This window comes from Tichowtungia aerotolerans, from assembly GCF_009905215.1.
In the GTDB taxonomy this organism is placed as follows: Bacteria; Verrucomicrobiota; Kiritimatiellia; order Kiritimatiellales; family Tichowtungiaceae; genus Tichowtungia; species Tichowtungia aerotolerans.
Genome location: NZ_CP047593.1, coordinates 1,726,578 through 1,744,679, shown reverse-complemented (window position 1 = coordinate 1,744,679; position 18,102 = coordinate 1,726,578). Strand labels below are relative to the sequence as shown.

Sequence of the window (18,102 nt, the reverse complement as noted above, 5' to 3'; positions counted from 1 at the left end):
ACAGGCGACGTTTATTTTTCTGAGACTTCCACGGAAACGGAACCGTTCAACAAATCCTCCTTTTTAATTCGTATTTCTTTATGGCTATCTGAAGAGGAAATCCCTTTAATTCGCGGTTTGACAGTCATCCGGCTTAAGAAACGACCGCCGGATACCCGCTCGCAAATGCGAGCCCGCCTCGAGCGGAACACATTAAACCGGAAGATAAAAGTATGCCTTCATTCATCACAAAAATCGGAAAACTGTTTAGAAAACAGGAAACCTACAAGCCGTCACAATCCAAAAAGACCGGCGCAAAGAAAAGCAAATCTCAGCCGAAACAGGAACCGAAACAGGGCGACGCACCTCGCCGCCGCAAGCCGCAGGCACAGAAAAACCGCCCGCAGCAGCAAAAACAGCGGGCACCTAAAAAGCCGGCCAAGCCGTGGGATCCAGCCAGCTTTCAGGTCGAGCCGGAAGAAGGAAAAACCCGTTTCCACGATCTCGACCTTCCGCAGGAGATCATGCATGCCATTGCCGACCTGAACTTTAAATACTGCACGCCGATTCAGGCCGAAATCCTGCCGCTGACCATGGCGGGAAAGGATATGGCAGGCAAGGCTCAAACCGGAACCGGCAAGACCGCCGCCTTCCTGCTCGGCATCTTCACCGAATTCCTGCGCAACCCGAAAGGCAAACCGAAACCCGGCTGCCCGCGCGCACTGATCCTCGCTCCGACCCGCGAACTGGCCATGCAAATCCGCGATGATGCCGAAAAGCTCAGCAAATATACGCCGTTCAAAACGGTCGCCGTCTACGGAGGCATCGACTACGACAAACAGCGCCGTCTCTTCGACGCACCCGTCGACATTGTCGTTGCCACGCCCGGCCGTCTGATCGACTTTGCCCAGCAGAACGTCCTCAACCTCCGCGGCGTCAAAACGCTCATCATCGACGAAGCCGACCGCATGCTCGACATGGGCTTCATCCCCGACGTCCGCCGCATCGTTTATAAAACCCCGCCGAAAGAAAAACGGCAGACCCTGTTGTTCAGCGCCACACTCGATGACGAAGTCATGCGCCTGGCCGCTGCCTGGATGACCGATCCCGGCAGAATTGAAATTGAGCCCGACCACGCCGCCACCGATCTCGTCGAACAGCGCGTCTACCTCGTCACCGACGACCAGAAATTTGCGCTGCTCTACAACATCCTCACAAAAGAAGCATCGGACTCTTCCGCCATCATCTTCACCAACCGTCGCGACCAGACGGAACGCCTGGCCGACGCCCTCTATCGCCACGGCATCGATTGCGAAATCCTCTCCGGCGCCGTCAACCAGAACCGGCGGCAGCGCATTCTGGCCGACTTCAAATCCGGCAAGTGCAAACTCGTCGTCGCCACCGACGTCGCCGGACGCGGCATCCACGTCGACGACATCACCCACGTTGTCAACTTCAACATTCCCGAGCGGCCCGACGATTACGTCCACCGTATCGGCCGCACCGGGCGCGCCGGCAAAAAAGGCATCTCCGTTACCTTTGCCTGCGAAAAGGAATCATTCGAACTGCCCGCCATTGAAGAACTGCTCGGCGAGCGCCTTTCCTGCATCCAGCCGGAAGAAGGAATGCTCGAACTGCCCGAACCCGTTCGCAAACCGCGCCCGCGCAAGCCCGCCGGACCCGGCGGCCGCAGCGGCGGAAACCGCGGACCGCGCCGTCGTTCCGGCGGAGACGGCAGCCGCCCGCCCCGTCGCAACAGCGGCCCGAAAAAATAGCCTGCTCTGAACCTATCCAAACCCTGAAAATAAATCGGAAGCAGGCAGTGCCTGCTTCCAGGGTTTGGAAAAAGAACCTAGGATGCCCGCATGTCTACAAACCCCATCCAACTGATATGCAACGCAAAATTTTTCGGAGGACTGTCGGAGGCGGCGTGCGAAAAGCTGGCGGCGCTGAGTCACCGGAAAACGGTCAAGAAACGCGACATCCTGTTTATGGAGGAATCCAAAGGCGATGCGGTGTATCTGCTCGTTTCCGGAGATATCCAGCTGGTGAAAACCAACATGGACGGCAGGGAAACGGTCATAAAAACCGTTAAGTGCGGGGAACTGTTTGCGGAAGTAATCCTGTTCGAAAAGCCGCGCTACCCGGTCACAGCAATTGCCCGCACAGAAGCGGAAGTGATCGAGCTCCCCCGCACAGGGTTTTTGAACCTGCTCGACGAACCGGAGTTCCGCAATGATTTCATGGCGATGCTGATGGCCAAGCAGCGTTATCTCACCGAGCGAATTCAGCAGCTGACATCCATGGACGTTGAAGAGCGCTTTACGGAATTTCTGCGCGAGCACTACGGCGAACAGGAGAGCATCACGCCCGGCCTGTCCAAAAAGGATATCGCGTCCGCCATCGGCGCGACACCGGAAACGTTCAGCCGCCTCTTGCAGAAGCTGGAAAAACGAGGCGGCTTCCAATGGGACGGCAAAACCATCCACACCGAAGCCGCGTTCTGGGATCTTTTCTGACCGTTACTTCAGCAATGAGAGAATCTGCTCGAAGTTTTCTTCGTAGTGCGTACAGAGCCCTTTGGTTCCGCTGTCGATAATGTTTCCGCCGCCGATACCGATCGGTGCAAAGCCAGCCAGCAGAATGGAAACGATTCCGGCGCCGCTGTCTTCGATGCCGACCACACTGTGACGGTCTTCAAACGAAATGCCGAGTCCGACGCGGGCGGTTTCGGCGTAGAGCCACGGATGCGGCTTCGGCGAAAGTTCACCGAGCGTGCCCGGTTCGCCGGGACGGATCGCGTGGCCGGCAGTGATGATGGCGTCGTAAAATTCTTTCGGATCGCCCATATCGAGCGTTTTGAATGCATCGAGAATTTCCGGCCAGGCTTTTTCGTAAAGTCCGGAAGTGACGAGTCCGATTTTCACGCCGAGATCTTTCAGTTCGCAGAGGAACTCTTTGATTCCGGGCGACGGAGTGAAGGCTCCTTTTTTGCCGCGACCTTCCATGATTTCATTCATTTCAAAGTTGGTGTGCTTGAAGTACCAGGTGCGAGCTTCTTCCACAGATTTTTCCGGGCAGTATTTGTTTACACAATACTGAAGGTGCTCAGAAACCGAATGGCCGGAAACGTGCGGTTCGTCGCAGGCTTCGAGCTTGAAGTTCGGATCGCCCAGCAGACTGGCTGTGGTTTTTTCAATAATCCAGATCCAGAAATGCTCGCTGTGAACCGTGGTGCCATCGAGGTCCATCAGCACGGCTTTGAGCGGTTTTTCGATTTTTACATCATGGACCGGATAATAAGCGGGATAGCCCATAGCCGATTTAACCAGTGCCTGAACCGTGCCGTTTTCAAACTCAACAAACTCGACTTTGCGATCTGCAGTGGTTTCAACAGCCGTTACACCGGCCGCCCCGACAACAAATGCACCGTCACAGGTTTTCTCCAGCGCAATCAAATCACTAAATTTCATGCCTCGCCCTTTCAAATCAAATCATGAGAACCGCCGTCCGTCCGGCAGAAGTGAAAACATACCTGCCGACTCTGATTGGGCAATCAAAAACAGCCTTTTCCTGCATCATTATCGCCATTGAAAAACAATGCAAATGAGCATATAACAAAAGCAGGAAAGGAGACAGTCATTATGAAAGCGCTCACTCCCGAATATACCCAACAGGTTCTGCAGCAGATTCAGGACCTTCCCCCTGACGCCGAAGTCACTGCGATTGAACAGACTGCCGAACAGCTGAAAGCGATGAACTGGCAGCCGATCCTGCTGACGGATCTGCCGGATTTTGTCCGCTTCACCAAGGAGAAGCTTCTGGTGTTTATTGAACAGCTCATAGCAAACAAGCAGGATCTGACTGAACAGCACCTCAGCCTGTTGCTGTATCACTACCGCCTTCTTCAGCGCCTGCGCAACGACGAACCGGAAGCCTGGGACGAAATCAACGAACTGGTGGAAGACGACTGACGACCGGATCAAATACCGGCACCGCCGCGCAGGTGCAGCCCGCACTCTTTGTGCTCGGGATGCTCCCACCACCAGCGGCCGGCGCGCTCGTCTTCCCCTTCACTGCAGGGACGTGTGCAGCACTCACAACCGATGGATAAGTAGCCTTCGTCATACAGTCGGTTGTGCGGAACTTTGTTTTCCTCCACATAAAACCAGAGGTCGCCCTGGTTCCAGTGAACCAGCGGGTTAACCTTGATTTTGCCGGGATGCACCGGATCCTCTTCAACAATATTGAGCTCTTTACGTGTTTCACTCTGGTCCATCCGCCGGCCGGTAATCCACGCATCATATCCCTGCAGCACGCGGGTGAGCGGCTCAACCTTGCGAATGCCGCAGCATTCCTTGCGGTTCTCCACGCTTTCCTTAAACGAATAAAGTCCCTTTCCGCGCTCCAGTTTTTCTACCGCTTCGTGTTTCGGGAAAACCCATTCCACCTGAATTCCGTACTTCAGCCGAACACGTTCGGAACACTCATAGGTTTCTTCCGGCAGACGGCCGGTATCGAGTGAAAACACCCGAATTTCCTTTCCAAGCTTATGCACCATATCGAGTAAAGCCAGACCTCCCAGCTGAAAACTGGTTGCCATCGTGATGCGCTCCCCGAAATGGTCAATTGCCCGAGCCAGAATGGCTTGAGCATCTTTCGGGTCAATATCTGAGAAAAGCTGTTGATATTTTTCCATGGTTTCTTTGCTTAAACGGGTACGGTTTGCAGGGACACCTTCTGAATGCTGATGGCATCGACCGGACAGGCATCCACACAGGCGCCGCAGCGAATGCAGTCCTCCTGATTAATCCAGATCAGATTGACATCGTCCTGCGTTTCGGCAATGTCCCAGCCGGCAACCGTGCCGTCCGGATTATACTTCAGCTTGCTGAGTTTCAGAATACAGTCCGGCCGCGGTTTGGCTTTCACACACCAGTCGCAGTAAATGCATTTATCCGAATCGATCTCGAACTTGTAGTGGCACTGATAGCAGCGCTGCGCCTCATCCCTGGAAGTTTCGGTTTCAAAACCGGTCTCCACCTCGTTGGTCAGGTCGCGATGCGTCAGGTCGATGTTCGACATCGGCTGAAGGCCGACAAAATCCATCTCCCGAATCCGGCCGGTTTCCTCAACGTCTTCAATCACTGCGACATCTTTCAGCCGCTGTCTTCCGGTCAGGAACTGGTCGACCTCGCGGGCGCACTGCTTGGCGTGACCGATCGCCTGAATCAATGAGCTCGCACCGGTTGCAAAATCGCCGGCGGCAAAAATCTTATCCCGCACCGTCGTGCAGGCGGTTCCGCTTCTGAGCCAGCCGTCCTCTTCCACCAGGTCATTTTTTAGAGCACCTTCGATCCATGACGTGTCCGGGAACTGCCCGGTCGCCAGCAAAATGGTATCGGCCGGAATATCGAACTCACTGCCCGCGACGTCCACCGGACGGCGGCGGCCGTCTAGGCCGGGTTCGCCGAGTTCGGTGCGAACAAAACGGATGGCTTTAATACGACCGTTTTCTCCGACGTACTCTTTGGGACTCACCATCGTTTCGAGCGGAATATGCTCTTTTTCCAGCTCTTCGAGCTCGCCGGGCGTCACCAGCATTTCATCGACAGAACGTCGGTACCAGACGCGCACCTTGCCTTTTGGAATGCGCAGGATTGATCCGGAAACCGCCGTTTTATCCGCCAGCTCCTCTTCAATCTGCACCGTCGCCGCGCCAAGACGGCGCGCTGTACGCGCGCAGTCCATCGCCGTAAAACCGCCGCCGATCACAACAACGTGCTCACCGATATCAGTTTTGCCGGTTTCATTAACTTCGAGCAAAAATTCAAGTCCGTGCCGAATGCCCTTCAGGTCACTGCCCGGCAGCTTCAGCAGATTCGGGCGCAACGTTCCGGCCGCCAGAACAACGGCATCATTCTGTTCGGTCAGTTCTTCGAGCCCCACCGTTTTTCCGATCTCAGCATTACAGATAATCTTCACGCCGAGCGCTTCAATCTGCCCAATCTCTTTTTCAATGATGTCGCGCGGAAGCCGGAACACCGGAATGCCCTGATTCATCATGCCGCCCGGCTTGTCGTGTTTTTCATAAACCGTTACATCGTGTCCCAGCAGCGCGAGCTGCCGCGCCGCTGCCAGCCCGGCGACACCGCTGCCGATCACCGCGACAGATTTTCCGCTCGCCGGAAAATACTTTTCCATGAGGACCGGCTCCTGCCCTCCGAAGTCGGCAGCCGAGCGCTTCGAGAAACAAATCGCCACCGGATCGCCGAGGCCCTCCCAGCCGTGACGGCAGGCGCTTTCGCACGGCCGCGCGCAGACGCGGCCGAGTACCGCGGGAAAGACATTGTCGCGCAGATTAATGCGATAAGCTTTTTCGTGATCGCCCTCATAAATCGCCGAAAGATATCCCGGAATATCCGTTGAAGCCGGACAGGCTTTCTGGCACGGAATATTTTTTTCCAACCATTGGAAATCCTTTGGCTGATCCGCCTTCCCGTTGAGCTTCGACAGCGCCACAAACGAATAGGGCGCTTCCGCTTCCGGACGTTTTTCTTTTGGGCCACCAACTTTCCACGTCGACTTTTTAAGATCATGACCCAGCGGAGCATCGAGGCGTTTAGATGCATCGATCAGCTCTTTCATCAGCGGATCGGCACTGCCGTGGGCGATCGCCTGCTCGGCGAAAACACGGGCCGTGTGCACGTCGCCACGGGCATAGTTGCGGCCGTGATAGGCCTTTGCAATCAGTTCACAAACCCGAGCATCCTCCGGCGGGCCGAGCCGGCAAAGAAGCGCCACCGCCTCTTCATACTGTCCGGACTCAATCAGTGATTGTGCGTCACTCAGCAGCTCTTTCATGCAACCAACTCCCTGAATTTTTCAATACCGACCCGCGCGCAGAAGTCGCTAAATGCTTCCTCGTCGCCCGTTCGGTTCTCGAGATAAATATCGAGAATACGCCGCAGAGCCGGTACCACTTCCGAAGTTCGGATGTCGCAAAGCTCTTCGCCGATTTTTCCGGCTTCGCTGAGCTTGCCGCCAACGAATACCACGTAGCCTTCGTCGCTGCCGCCGTCATCGTTGCGGATGCGTTTGCCGCGCAATCCAATATCGGCAATCCACGCATGAGCGCAATTGTTCGGGCAGCCGGTGATATTGATGCGAAGCGGACCGATTTTTTTCCAATAGTCTTCATCCGGCGCCAATGCGTCGTAAAGACGATGATAGGCGTCCGGCGAATCAGCAACCGCCAGTTTGCACACCGTGGTTCCAACGCAGGCAACAATATCCGGAAGCTGCTCATGACCCTCAGTACGAAACCCTTCTTTATGCAGTTCAATGAGAAGAGCGTCGACGTTCTCATTCGGCACATCATGCAGTTCCAGATTCTGACGATTGGTGAACATCATTTTACCGCCACCGAGCTCATCGGCCAGACGCGACAAAATACGCGAACGATCGGTTTTCAGTTCGGATCGAGGAATCATCACACGAACAACACTTTTGCCGTCCTGTTTCTGAGGCAGAACCTGCTGGCCGTTCAGGATGGATTTTCCAATGTTTGGAAGCGACGACTTCGCTTTTTCGATTGTTTCCAATCCCTGGATACCGCGTTCGTTCATGATATCGAGCAGAACATCGGCAAATTTGTCGGCCCCCATGCGATCAACCACCACTTTCAGGCGGGCGTGAGCGCGCTTGCGGCGGTCGCCGTGCCGGCGGAACGCTTCGACTGTTGCGCGGGTCACATCGAGCACCAGCTCTTCCGGAACCCAGTCAAAAATCACTTTGGCGAGATACGGCCGCGCACCGAGACCGCCGCCCGCATGAAACTTCCAGCCGACAATACCATCGCGCTCAACCGGCACCCAGCCCTGACAGTTCATCAGTGTCTGGGCCCCCGCTTCATTGGCGAAAGCCACGCTGATCTTGTGCTTGCGCGGCAGATTGCGCTGATTCTGGATTTCGTCATCATCAGCAAACATGCGGATCAGCTTCTGCGAATCGCCGACCTGTTCCTGCGCCACACTGGCCAGTGAAGAACCGATAATGTTGCGCGGCACATCGCCGCAGCCGTTTTTGGTGGTAATGCCGACTTCCGCCATGCCTTCGATGATTTTATAGATGTCTTCCTGGCGAATCCAGTGGAACTGCAGAGTCTGGCGGGTGGTGATACACAGCTCATCCTGCCCGTATTTCTCAGCGAGATCGACGGCGCGGTTGAACTGCTCCGTCGTCATCAGTCCGCCGGGAGTCACCACGCGAATCATGAAAAAACTGGTCTGGAGCTGATGATAGACCCCGCTCCACTTGAACATGGCCAGCTCGTTCGGAGTGATGTCCTCAAAAGGCCGCTTGGCGATTTCGCGAAAGTCGAAATCCGGATCGATTTCAAGCTTATCACGCTCAACCTGTGTTAAGTCTGGTTTTGCCGGCATAAGGCCTCCGGGTTTAAATAAGTTAAAATATTACTGTTTTTGTAGGTTTTACCACCCGGCACCGCCCGCAGTCAAAATAAAAATGAGTAAAACCGTCCTGTTTAACGGATTTTAAGTGTGTGTTAAGATCTCCGCCCCGGCACGAGCTCTTGAAGAATCCGGCAGGGGCGACGCAGGAGGCCTACTGCTCCTGATAGATGTGCACATCCCGCTGCGGAAATGGAATGGTCATTCCCTCAGCTTCAATGCGTTTTTTGATGGCTTTGTTCAGAGCAAAATAAACATTCCAGTAATCAGGAACTTTCACCCAGGGGCGCACCACAAAGTTGATGCTGCTGTCGCCCATTTCCATCAAACCAACCGTTGGAGCGGGTTCGGGAAGAATACGGGATTCTTTTTTGATCTCGTCCATCAGAATCTCTTCGGCTTTATCGATGTCATCGCTGTAGCTGATGCTGGCAATCAGCTCGATGCGACGGGTGCCCTCGGCCGAAAAATTGGTGATGCTGTCACCCATGATCTTTGAATTGGGAACAATCACGCGTTTGTTATCGGGCGTATTCAGCGTGGTCGTGAAAATATGAATATCCCGCACAATTCCGGTGACGCCTCCTGCATCGATGAAATCGCCGATTTTAAACGGACGGAATATCACCATCAGTACACCGGCGGCAAAATTGGAAAGTGATCCCTGCAATGCCAGACCGACCGCCAGACCGGCGGCACCGATCACCGCGATGAATGACGTCGTCTGCACGCCCAGCCGGCTCAACGCCGCTAGAATGACAAACACCATCAATGCGCTGTAACCGAAATTACAGGTAAACGAAATCAGCACCGGATCGACCTTGGTCTTTCCCATGCTCCTGGCGATCAGCTTTTTGATCGTTTTAGCCACAAACCGACCGATAACAAAAATCAGCACAGCTGCCAGCAGGTTCAAACCCACCTCTGTCATCTTGTCCATCCACACCGGAGTATCTCCTTCAACCGGACCGGAAGGCACTACCACTGTTTCCTGAGCATTTACCGGATTCTCATTCATAACCCATCCTTTCGTTTTCAACACCGATCACCGGCGAACAAACCCGACTTTTACGATCGGGTTTAAAAAGATCAAGACGGAATCGTCTTTTACGCAAATGAATTCCCAACCCCCGGAAACAGCAACAAACTCTTTCCGATACCGATACTCTTAGCGTTTCAGCCGAATGGTCGCTGAACGGGCATGAGCGTCGAGGGTTTCAACGCGGCCAAATGCTTCGACCACAGAAGCGGTCTCTTTGAGGTCGTTCTTTTTGAAATGGATCAGGCTGACGCGGCGGCGAAAGTCTTCGACGGTCAGGCCGGAGAAGAACGCGGCCGTTCCGCCGGTCGGCAGCACGTGGCTCGGCCCGGCAGCAAAATCGCCGACCGATTCCGGCGTCCACGGGCCAATAAAAATCGCCCCGGCGCAGGTAATCTGCTTCGCAACCGATTCTGCGCGCTTCGTAATCACTTCCATGTGTTCCGGCGCGAAGCGGTTGCACAGCTCAATACCCTTTTCCATGTCCGGAACCACGGCCAGAATGCAGCCGCGCTCCAACACCTTGGCGACCGGCTCCTTGCGGGCCAGCGTCTTGGTCTGTTCAGCCAGCTCGATGCGAACAGCTTTAGCCAGCTTTTCAGACGTCGTCACCAGCAGCGATTTTTCAGAACCGGTGCCGTGCTCAGCCTGCGAAAGCAGGTCGGCAGCAACGTGCGCCGGATCGGCGGAGTCGTCGGCCAGCACCGCGATTTCGCTGGGGCCGGCAACCATATCGAGCGCAACGTCTCCGTAAACCAGCCGTTTAGCGGCGGTCACATACGGTCCGCCCGGCCCGACAATCTTCTGCACTTTTCCGATTGTTTTCGTACCATAGGCCATCGCACCGATCGCCTGAATGCCGCCGACCTTATAAATTTCAGTCGCACCGGCCAGATCAAGCGCATAAAGGATGTACGGATTCACCTTGCCCACGCTGTCGGCCGGAGTACAGGCGACCAGCTCGGGAACGCCGGCAACCTGCGCCAGCGTCAACGTCATTAGCGCGGTGGAAGCCAGCGGCGCAGCGCCGCCGGGAATGTAGGCGCCGACGCGGTCGAGCGGCACAAATTTTTCGCCGAGCCATCCGCCCTGCGGCGACGGCATCCGCCAGTCCTCGCGCAGACCGGCCACGGCAAACTGGGCAATCCGCTTGTGCGCCTCCTTGGCGGCCTTTTTAAAATCAGCATCGACCGCTTTTTTGGCCTCGGCCATTTCGGTATCGCTCACGCGCAGCCGAACCATTTTCTGCGGCGCGCGGTCAAACTGGCGGGCGTATTTGAGCACGGCGGAATCGCCGTTCTCGCGAATATCCTCCAACACCTGACGGGCAATCTGGTCCGCGCCCTTTTCAACCGGCGGACGGAGCAGAAAATCTTCAATTTTGCGGGAGCGCCCTTTGGCGCTGTATTTCAGAATAGGAGCATCGGTCTTTTTCATAGTGCGCCCAGTGTTTTCTAACGGCTGAAAAAAATCCAGACCGTTTTCCCAAAGTTTGGCGCCAACTGCGTTGCGGCCAACCTGCTTGTTTGTTAGCCTGACGGGCTTATGGCGAAAAAATCTACACCGATGATGGATCAGTACCGGCGCATCCGCCGCGAACTGCCCGAAAACACCATCCTCTTCTTCCGGCTGGGCGACTTCTATGAAATGTTCATGGACGACGCCAAAGAGGCCGCACGCATTCTCGACATTACCCTGACCAAGCGCCACGACATCCCCATGTGCGGCGTTCCGTTCCACTCCGCGGACGGTTACCTGGCCGGCCTGATCGATGCCGGCAAAAAGGTAGCCATCTGCGAGCAGGTCGAGGATCCCGCCGCCGCCAAAGGCATCGTGAAACGCGAAGTGACGCGCATTATCACTCCCGGCACCATTCTCGATGAAGGCTCGCTCGACCGCTCCCAGAACAACTACCTCGCCGGCATGGTGCGCGACGGCAATCACTTCGGCCTCGCCATGCTCGACCTCTCGACCGGCGCGTTCTGGATCGAGGAATCCGCCAGCGCCGACGCGCTGCGCGGCAACCTCGCCCGCTACGCCCCGCAGGAATGCATCGTCCCCGAACTTTCTCTCGAGGACGACCTGATCGACCCGATTCTCGGCAACGTGCTCAAAACCATCTGCGAAGACTGGACCTTTGACGCCGACAACGCCGAAGACGTGCTGCTTCGTCACTTTAAGGTGCATTCGCTCAAAGGATTCGGCTGCGAAAACGCGCCGCTCGGCCTGCGCGCCGCCGGCGCCGTGCTCTACTATGTAAACACCGAACTGCGCCGCAACCTCGCACACGTCCGCCGCATCCAGCTCAAAAACCCGGACGACTACCTGTTGCTCGACGAAACAACCGCGATGAATCTCGAGCTGGTCGCGCCGCTCAACCCGGCACGGCAGGGGCCAAAGTCCACCCTGCTCTCCGTGCTCGACTCAACCCGTACCGCAATGGGCGCGCGCATGCTGCGCGAATGGATTGTCCGGCCGTTGCGCGAGCTGTCCGCCATCAACGCACGCCACGACGCCGTCGAAGCCTTTACCACCAACCGCATGCTTCTGAATGACGTCCGCGAAATCCTCGGCAGCATGCGCGACATGGAACGCATTATGTCGCGCCTCGGCTCCGGCGGCGGCAACGCGCGCGACCTGCGCGCCGTCGGCGAATCTTTGGACCAACTTCCTGCTTTGAAAGAACTTCTGTGCCGCAACGCAGTTGCCTTCCAGACATTGGAAAAATCGATCACCGAACTTCCAACCCTTGGAAAAATGATCGACGAAGCGATCGACGACGAGCCGGCCGTTTCGACCAAAGACGGCGGAATGATCCGTTCGGGCTATTCGGCGGATCTTGACGATCTGCGCGCTGCGGGAAGCAAGGGCAAGCAGTGGCTGGCCGAGTTTCAGGCCGCGGAGCAGGAGCGCACCGGCATTAAGTCGCTGAAAATCCGCTATAACAAGGTGTTCGGCTACTTCATTGAGGTGACGAAGTCCAACCTGTCGATGGTACCGGAGGAATACGTCCGCAAGCAGACGATGACGAATGCGGAGCGTTTCATTACGCCGGAGCTGAAGGAATACGAAAACAAGATTCTCGGCGCACAGGAACGGGCGGTTGCTTTGGAACTGGAGCTGTTCATGCAGATCCGCGAGGAAATCGTCAAAGAAATCGATACGATTCAGCGCAACGCGCGCGCTGTCGCCGAAGCTGATATTCTGGCCGCCTTTGCAGAAAACGCGCTGACCCGCCGCTACGTCCGCCCGCAGATGAGCGACAATGATGATCTAAAAATTGTCGACGGCCGCCATCCGGTGGTCGAGCAGATGCCGGACGCCGAGCGCTTTGTTCCCAACGACACAACGCTCAATTGTGCGGATCATCAGCTGGTGATCATCACCGGCCCGAACATGGCCGGTAAATCAACTTACATCCGGCAGGTGGCGCTGATTACGATTATGGCACACATCGGCTCTTTCGTTCCGGCAGGCGAAGCAAAGGTCGGACTGGTCGATCGTGTCTTCACGCGCGTTGGAGCCAGCGACGACCTCGCGCGCGGGCGATCCACTTTTATGGTCGAGATGCAGGAAACCGCCAATATTCTCAACAATGCCACGCCGAAGAGCCTGATCGTGCTCGACGAGATCGGACGCGGAACGAGTACGTTCGACGGAATTTCGATTGCATGGTCGGTTGCGGAGCATCTTTGCACCAATCCGTCCGTTCGCGCCAAGACCCTGTTTGCAACACACTATCACGAGATGACGGATCTGAGCCTGACCATGCCGGGCGTCCAGAACGCCAATGTGCTGGTGAAAGAACGCGGCGACCAGATCACCTTCCTGCGCAAGATTGTTCCCGGTGCGGCAGATAAGAGTTACGGAATCCACGTCGCCCGGCTGGCCGGTCTGCCTGAAACCGTGCTGAACCGCGCCAATGAAATTCTAAAGAATCTCGAAGAGGGAGAGTTCGAAAGAGAAGGCTCTCCAAAGCTTGCACAGCACCGCACAAAACGCAAAAAAGACAACGATTCCCAGATGGATTTGTTTTAAAGCGCAAGTCGGTTTACTGCTTGTAAAGCCAGCCTTCGAAGACTAATAATGATTAGTCTGCAATTGGAATCGTTGAAGGAGCCTTTGTTTATGAGCAGTAAGAAGTCCCTTGGTCTTGTTCTTGTTGTGTTTGGTTTTGTTCTCATCACACTGACCGGCATTCGAACAATCAGTAACCCCGACATTTTCACACATATTGCTCTGGGCCAGGCAGACAGTTACTCCGGCGATCCCATCGCCTACACAATGGCTGATCATCAATGGGTTGACCTCAATCCCCTTTATAACAAAACGGTTGCAGTGTTATGGTCGATGGGCGGAGCTCCGCTGGTTACGGGAGTGCATGTGGCCCTTCTGCTGGCCGCATTTATCCTGATGTTCCGTCTCGGAAGGGAATGGGGAGGCCCGCTCAGTCAGGGACTCTCACTTCTGGTCTGTGCATGGCTGCTGCTTCCGGTTTTTAATCCGGGTCCGGTCGCATTCGCCCTGTTTTTCACCGCGCTGTTCGTCACACTGCTGTATCGGATGAAAAACTTCACCGCAATGACTGCTATCCTGCTCGTGCTTCAGATTCTGTGGACCAACACTCATCCGTCATTCCTGTTTGGACCTGCCCTGATTCTGTTTCTTGCACTGGAAAACCGGCAGGCAATCCGCTCGACAGCACGCACGTCACTGGTCACCCCTCTGACCACCCGTCTGTTCGCGCTGTCCGGGGCGGCTCTTTTGGTAACTCTGATCAACCCAAACCTGATCAACCTTCATATTCACATCATTGCCAACTGGAAGCTTCTGACCGGAACCGACGGACTGGAATGGATCTCCCTGTTCAGCGGAGGATTCCCGCAAGGCTTTATTACAAGCCTCTACCTGTTCTCGCTGGTTCTGGGGGCCGGCGGATTGATAACGCTCCAGAAACGCCTGCCGCCGGTCATCACACTGCTGGCGATGGTCGGTGCCCTTCTGACCGTCGGATCCATTGGCGCCTTGCAATCCTTCACCGTACTGGCGCTTCCGTTCATGATTCTCAGCTTTAATGCGGTCAGTGAATACCTGTCGCGCACGCTGACGAGCACATTCAAAATGAACGGCGACCTCCTGCACAAAGTGATGGTCATAATCACTCTGGTTCTGATGGTGATCACTGCTGGAAGCATCGTTACCAACAGTGCTTATGTTCATATCGGAAGTGCTTCGAAAGTCGGCCTGGGCGTAGAAGAAGAAGCCTTTCCTGTTGCCGCCGCCGGACTGCTGGACCGCGACGACTTTCCGGAACGAATTCTGAACATTGCTCATGACGGTGGATATCTCTTTGTACAGAATCCAACCCGCAAGGTGTTTACCGACACAAGAACGTCTCTGTACGGAAATGATTTTTATAAAAATCTGAACAAAGCCCTGCTGGGACAGGCCGCTCCATGGGAATCCATCATGTCCGACTGGAACCCACACGCCGTGGTCCTTAATGGTGCATGGCCAAACTCCGGGGCTCTGGCCAACCGTCTTGCCTCTTCCAAGGTTTGGAAACTGGTTTATTTTGACGGGTCCACCATCATTCTGGTTCGCAATCTTTCTGAATATGAAACGCTGATCAATGACCCAAGCATCCAGCAGTACGGACTGAAAGTGCTGGAAAAGACCCGCCAAGCCTATATCACAAAAAACGCCGGTCTCTTTAAATTCGGAAATTCGTCACGCTTGGTTGGCGCCGGTGAAATTTTCCTCGCCTTAAATCGCGCCAAAGAAGCAGAGTCGATTTATCGCACCATTACAACACACTGCCCCAACATGGCCCAGGCGTGGCTTGGCCTCGGCTACAGCCTGATCAAACAGAAAAAACTGTCTGAAGGCATCAAATGCATGGAACTGGCTGCAAAAATAACTCCGCGCAGCTCCCGTGTCTGGACGGGACTTTATCAGGCCTACCGTCTCAAAGGAGACGAAGACAAAGTCCGCGATGCAGCCGAACAGCTCAATAAATTCTTCCAGCCGGAAGAAGCCACCATTGAACAGCAGGAAGCTGCCGGAAGTAAAACGCTGAAAAAACCACCGGAGCCTCTGAAATCAAAAGACGGGATGACTCTACCCAAAGAGCTTCAGTAACCCCCTTCTTCAAGCCCCGGAAGCCCGGGGCTTTTTTATTTCAGCACCCGGGCTTTAGCCGTCGGCTGATGATCCTTAAACAAATGGGAATAGGCAAACAAAGCAAAGCCCCGGCACCCCGCCTGCCGTGATGCAGCAATCTCCCGGCGGATTTCCTGCAGATCACCGGCGCAGTTAATTCCAACCACCAGCTGACCCGCAGTGGCCCGCCGGCCCAAAGAGCGCTTCATCAACGCAAGCCGTTCATCAAACAGCGACGCATTGTAGTTCATCGGAACCAGCCAGTCGACCGCCCGCTCCTTAGCCCACCGCCGACTGTCCTGAAACGCATGCATGTATCCGGAATCTAAATCGGCAAGAACACTGGACGAAATCACCGCCGGTGCCGGGCCGTGCTGACGGCGGAACGTACTGTTCAAATCGCGCACCACCTGCGTAACCGAATCGCGGCGAAAGTCATCCCATTTTTTGCGGGACGAGGAATTGTGCATCATCGAGAGCGAAAGCCGGTCAAACGAAAACGTGGAATGCGCCTGGATTTCAGCTTTGGATGCATTCGGGTATACCTCGCGGGCAACACTCTTGTAATCGTAAGGGAAGCGAATGTAATCGAGGTGAAGCCCGGCGATGTCGTAGCGCGCAAGCTCTGCGGCGATCTGCGACAGATGACTGCGAACCGCCGGATGCGCCGGATTCACAAAGCTGTACCATGCACTGGTTGGGCGCATTTTCGCTCCGGTCGAATCGACCATGAACCAGTCTGGATGCGCCGTCCAAAGCTGCCCGGCAGACGCCGGAGGGTTTTTCACTCCGCGCCAGCCGGGAAGAACATTAATGTAGGCATGCAGCCGGATTCCATACCGCTTGGCCCACGCGGATGCCGTCAGCAACGGATCCCACCCGGGATTCTTTCCCGTATTGGCCACATCTTTTCCGTGCAGCTCAAAGGCCCACGGCTCCACCCGGCTCGGATAGAACACCGTCCCATTGCCGCGCACCTGAAAGAAAATATCCGTAAATCCGGCCTGAGCACAGTTAATGATAATAGAAGACACATCGCGCGGCGATTTGTAATCGAACCGGGTCACCCAGATCGCACGCACCTCCGGCATTTTCGGAGGCCGGGCACCGGCAAAAAGAATGAGGGGCAGAAGGAGAAGGCAGATAATCAGACGTGTTTTCATGCCCCTGAGCCTAATCCATTTCTTCCACCCATTGAAAGTCTATTGCATAGACACCCTCAGATTCCCCCAGATTAGACTGCATCTGCCTTGCGGCTTGCTGTTTTTTCCAAACCTTGGAAAATGAGGTTCGCATTTTTTCCAATGTCTGGAAAAATGAGTGGGAGTTTTTTTCCAACCCCTGGAACGGAGATGATTTATGAACGGGCTGCTGCTGCCGATTTTTTTAGGTAATGTGATGGAAATGTTTAACCAGAGCGCCCTGCCGGGCAAGCTGATTATTCTGCTGCTGTTTGTCAGCTCGGTCGGCGTATGGTATGTGATGTTCACCAAAATGTTCCAGCTTTCGCGCGCCCGGCTGGGATCAGAACGGTTTCTCTCGTTGTTCCGCCAGAAAAGCAATCCGTTTGAGCAGGGACGCCGGATTCCGGAAAGTCCGCTCAATACCATTTATGAGGCTGGCTGTGCAGCCATTTCGACTCAGGGAAACCCTCCGCTGTCGGTGTATCAGGTGGAAGCCGTGCGCGCGGTGGTCGACCGCACGATGGCGGACGAAGCCCTGCTGCTGGAAGACGGCATGGGACTTCTGGCTACTGCGGTGAGCGCCTGTCCGTTCCTCGGACTGCTCGGAACAGTCTGGGGTGTGATGGATGCATTCGGCGGCATGGCAGCTTCGGGCGCCGCAACCCTTTCGGCGGTTGCTCCGGGAATTGCGGGCGCGCTGCTGACAACGGTGGTTGGCCTGCTGGTCGCCCTGCCTTCGGCGATCGGCTACAACCTGCTGACGACACGCATCAGACGGCTGTCGGTACAAATGGATAACTTTGTGCAGGAGTTCGGCACAGCCGTTCAACAGCATTTCGGCACAACGGAGGCGTAAATGGGACGAAGAAAAACCAGTCTGGTTGCGCTGAAGGAAATCAGTGAGATCAATATGACTCCGCTGATGGACCTGACGTTTATTCTGCTGATTACGTTTATCATCACGTTCCCGCTGATTGAGCAGGGAATTCCCGTGAACCTGCCTAAAGGCAAAGCGGCGGACCTGGACAACCCGGACACCCGCAGCATCACGATTGATGCGGTGGGCACGCTTTTTCTGGATGATGAGATCATCCTCAAAGAAGATCTGGCCGGCGAAATGCAGCGCACCGGACAATTGATGCCGGATACAACCGTTTATGTTCGGGCGGACCAATCTGTAGAATACGGCCGCGTGGCGGAAGTGGTGAAAATGCTGTATGATGCGAAAGTAACCCGTATGGCGCTGGTGACCGAAGCGGAGAATTAA

Annotated in this window: 14 protein-coding genes; 7 read left to right on the top strand and 7 right to left on the bottom strand. The window is 55.4% G+C overall.

Translation table 11 applies throughout. From position 1 onward, the window contains the following. Window positions 1–212 precede the first annotated feature (212 nt). Both GT409_RS07140 and GT409_RS07135 read left to right on the top strand, forming a co-directional pair. Window positions 213–1,754: a DEAD/DEAH box helicase gene (locus tag GT409_RS07140; RefSeq protein WP_160628371.1), complete on the top strand. Its 1,542-nt coding sequence runs from the start codon at window positions 213–215 to the stop codon at window positions 1,752–1,754. A gap of 90 nt (window positions 1,755–1,844) precedes the next feature. Beyond that, entirely contained in the window at window positions 1,845–2,498 is a 654-nt protein-coding gene (locus GT409_RS07135; protein ID WP_160628369.1) for a Crp/Fnr family transcriptional regulator, read from the top strand. Between the two features lie 3 nt (window positions 2,499–2,501). Here GT409_RS07135 and GT409_RS07130 read toward each other — a convergent pair whose 3' ends face one another. Then, window positions 2,502–3,452 carry an HAD family hydrolase gene (locus GT409_RS07130; protein ID WP_160628367.1) on the bottom strand — a complete coding sequence of 317 codons (951 nt, stop codon included), beginning with the start codon at window positions 3,450–3,452 and terminating at the stop codon, window positions 2,502–2,504. Between the two features lie 171 nt (window positions 3,453–3,623). Here GT409_RS07130 and GT409_RS07125 point away from each other — a divergent pair, with 171 nt between their 5' ends. After that, complete coding sequence (locus GT409_RS07125; protein ID WP_160628365.1) at window positions 3,624–3,953, top strand: hypothetical protein; 330 nt, start codon at window positions 3,624–3,626, stop codon at window positions 3,951–3,953. A gap of 8 nt (window positions 3,954–3,961) precedes the next feature. Here GT409_RS07125 and GT409_RS07120 read toward each other — a convergent pair whose 3' ends face one another. The 5 genes from GT409_RS07120 to hisD form a co-directional block, all read right to left on the bottom strand. Then, complete coding sequence (locus GT409_RS07120) at window positions 3,962–4,678, bottom strand: phosphoadenylyl-sulfate reductase (protein WP_160628362.1); 717 nt, start codon at window positions 4,676–4,678, stop codon at window positions 3,962–3,964. Between the two features lie 11 nt (window positions 4,679–4,689). Beyond that, on the bottom strand, window positions 4,690–6,843 hold the full coding sequence (locus tag GT409_RS07115; protein WP_160628360.1) for an FAD-dependent oxidoreductase: 2,154 nt from the start codon (window positions 6,841–6,843) through the stop codon (window positions 4,690–4,692). Further along, window positions 6,840–8,423: a nitrite/sulfite reductase gene (locus GT409_RS07110; protein ID WP_160628358.1), complete on the bottom strand. Its 1,584-nt coding sequence runs from the start codon at window positions 8,421–8,423 to the stop codon at window positions 6,840–6,842. The genes GT409_RS07115 and GT409_RS07110 overlap by 4 nt, the downstream gene beginning before the upstream one ends. A 181-nt stretch (window positions 8,424–8,604) precedes the next feature. Next, window positions 8,605–9,468 carry a mechanosensitive ion channel family protein gene (locus tag GT409_RS07105; RefSeq protein ID WP_269844991.1) on the bottom strand — a complete coding sequence of 288 codons (864 nt, stop codon included), beginning with the start codon at window positions 9,466–9,468 and terminating at the stop codon, window positions 8,605–8,607. A gap of 150 nt (window positions 9,469–9,618) precedes the next feature. Then, on the bottom strand, window positions 9,619–10,926 hold the full coding sequence (hisD, locus tag GT409_RS07100; RefSeq protein WP_160628356.1) for a histidinol dehydrogenase: 1,308 nt from the start codon (window positions 10,924–10,926) through the stop codon (window positions 9,619–9,621). 108 nt (window positions 10,927–11,034) lie between these two features. Here hisD and mutS point away from each other — a divergent pair, with 108 nt between their 5' ends. Beyond that, window positions 11,035–13,527, top strand: a complete 2,493-nt coding sequence (gene mutS / locus GT409_RS15885; RefSeq protein WP_233231628.1) for a DNA mismatch repair protein MutS — start codon at window positions 11,035–11,037, stop codon at window positions 13,525–13,527. Between the two features lie 90 nt (window positions 13,528–13,617). Continuing rightward, window positions 13,618–15,630 carry a hypothetical protein gene (locus GT409_RS15880; RefSeq protein ID WP_233231627.1) on the top strand — a complete coding sequence of 671 codons (2,013 nt, stop codon included), beginning with the start codon at window positions 13,618–13,620 and terminating at the stop codon, window positions 15,628–15,630. Between the two features lie 35 nt (window positions 15,631–15,665). Here the strand turns inward: GT409_RS15880 and GT409_RS07090 are convergent, their stop codons facing one another. Further along, window positions 15,666–16,814: a glycoside hydrolase family 10 protein gene (locus tag GT409_RS07090; RefSeq protein WP_160628353.1), complete on the bottom strand. Its 1,149-nt coding sequence runs from the start codon at window positions 16,812–16,814 to the stop codon at window positions 15,666–15,668. A 196-nt stretch (window positions 16,815–17,010) separates the two neighbouring features. On the opposite strand from GT409_RS07090, the gene GT409_RS07085 reads away from it, so the two are divergent. After that, on the top strand, window positions 17,011–17,691 hold the full coding sequence (locus tag GT409_RS07085) for a MotA/TolQ/ExbB proton channel family protein (protein ID WP_160628351.1): 681 nt from the start codon (window positions 17,011–17,013) through the stop codon (window positions 17,689–17,691). Further along, entirely contained in the window at window positions 17,692–18,102 is a 411-nt protein-coding gene (locus GT409_RS07080; RefSeq protein WP_160628349.1) for an ExbD/TolR family protein, read from the top strand. It begins immediately after the preceding gene.

Coding starts and splice junctions, on each gene's coding strand:
- GT409_RS07140 (WP_160628371.1), top strand. CDS start 213: ATGCCTTCATTCATCACAAAAATCGGAAAACTGTTTAGAAAACAGGAA.
- GT409_RS07135 (WP_160628369.1), top strand. CDS start 1,845: ATGTCTACAAACCCCATCCAACTGATATGCAACGCAAAATTTTTCGGA.
- GT409_RS07130 (WP_160628367.1), bottom strand. CDS start 3,452: ATGAAATTTAGTGATTTGATTGCGCTGGAGAAAACCTGTGACGGTGCA.
- GT409_RS07125 (WP_160628365.1), top strand. CDS start 3,624: ATGAAAGCGCTCACTCCCGAATATACCCAACAGGTTCTGCAGCAGATT.
- GT409_RS07120 (WP_160628362.1), bottom strand. CDS start 4,678: ATGGAAAAATATCAACAGCTTTTCTCAGATATTGACCCGAAAGATGCT.
- GT409_RS07115 (WP_160628360.1), bottom strand. CDS start 6,843: ATGAAAGAGCTGCTGAGTGACGCACAATCACTGATTGAGTCCGGACAG.
- GT409_RS07110 (WP_160628358.1), bottom strand. CDS start 8,423: ATGCCGGCAAAACCAGACTTAACACAGGTTGAGCGTGATAAGCTTGAA.
- GT409_RS07105 (WP_269844991.1), bottom strand. CDS start 9,468: ATGAATGAGAATCCGGTAAATGCTCAGGAAACAGTGGTAGTGCCTTCC.
- hisD (WP_160628356.1), bottom strand. CDS start 10,926: ATGAAAAAGACCGATGCTCCTATTCTGAAATACAGCGCCAAAGGGCGC.
- mutS (WP_233231628.1), top strand. CDS start 11,035: ATGGCGAAAAAATCTACACCGATGATGGATCAGTACCGGCGCATCCGC.
- GT409_RS15880 (WP_233231627.1), top strand. CDS start 13,618: ATGAGCAGTAAGAAGTCCCTTGGTCTTGTTCTTGTTGTGTTTGGTTTT.
- GT409_RS07090 (WP_160628353.1), bottom strand. CDS start 16,814: ATGAAAACACGTCTGATTATCTGCCTTCTCCTTCTGCCCCTCATTCTT.
- GT409_RS07085 (WP_160628351.1), top strand. CDS start 17,011: ATGAACGGGCTGCTGCTGCCGATTTTTTTAGGTAATGTGATGGAAATG.
- GT409_RS07080 (WP_160628349.1), top strand. CDS start 17,692: ATGGGACGAAGAAAAACCAGTCTGGTTGCGCTGAAGGAAATCAGTGAG.